The 1,193-nt window shown below is 39.1% G+C and carries 1 protein-coding gene; it reads right to left on the reverse strand.

The features are described from left to right. Nucleotides 1-1,099: IS1182 family transposase (locus tag QM928_RS09860; RefSeq protein ID WP_414295151.1), on the reverse strand; the 1,099-nt coding region annotated here is incomplete at its 3' end. Nucleotides 1,100-1,193 lie beyond the last annotated feature (94 nt).

The following is a 1,193-nucleotide window of genomic DNA, read 5'->3' on the forward strand; positions in this document are numbered from 1 at the left end:
CTACTTTTTGATGATTTTGGCTTTGGGTACAAACGGATAATAAAGGACAGGCAACACATACTTTGGGATTACTCTTATACTCACGGTAGCCTTCTCGAGTGGTAGTGCGATAGCTTAATACTTGATTTTCTGGACAGACATAACAATCATCACTTGCATCATAAACAAACTGACTAGATCTTAAGTTCCCCTTTACTCCCTTTGGACGAGTATAAGGAAAGACAGGGATGATGTTTCGCTCTAACAAATAATGGGCAATAGTTGGGGTCTTGTAGCCTGAATCCGCAATAATATAGCGTGGAGAGAAAGGTTCTAACTTTGAAAATAGGGCAGGGAAAGCCTGGCTATCATGAACATTTCCTGCTTCAACCGTATAAGCCAAGGCCCAACCATGCTTATCGCAAGCAACTTGGGCAGAATAGGCAAATACTTCCTTGTGTTCGCCCTTGTGAAACCAACCACATTCGGGATCTGTCGTTGAGATTTTCTTTTCCTTAGCCTCACTTTCTTTTGCGGGCTTTAAGGACTTTTTTGCGTGTTTTTTCCGATCTAAATCAATCTCAACTGCCAATTGTTCACTCATAAATTTAGCTTGTTGATCTACCATTTCCTTACGGTACTTGTGACTATTAGCTGCCGCTTTGATATGGGTACCATCCACAAATATTTCAGAAGGATCAATTAAACCTGCATACAAAGCTTGGTTGAGAACTTGGGAAAAAATCTCAGAAATGAGTTCTTTATCTTGAAAACGACGACTGTAATTTTTCCCATAGGTAGTAAAATGAGGAACCTTATCATCTAAAGTTAGTCCGAGAAACCAACGATAGGCTACGTTTACTTCAATCTCTTTCATGGTTTGACGCATAGAACGGATACCATAAAAACACTTGATCAAAGGAATTTTGACTAACATGACGGGATCAAGACTAGGCCGACCATTATCTGGACTATAGGTATCTTCTACCAAGTCATAGATAAAGTCAAAATCAACCTTTGAATCAACTTGTCGAAGAAAGTGATCTTTAGGGACCAATTCGTCTATCGTATAGAAGCCATATTGGCGACGATTATAATCAGGTTTTTCTTTGTGAAACATAGGGATTACCTCACAACTCTTCTTACCTCTATTATACGACTTTACACAAAGAAAAGCCCTTAGAAACTTGAGTTCTAAGGACTTTGTCTTCAAT

The organism is Streptococcus infantis, assembly GCF_047460405.1.
GTDB classification, from domain to species: Bacteria; Bacillota; Bacilli; order Lactobacillales; family Streptococcaceae; genus Streptococcus; species Streptococcus infantis_Q.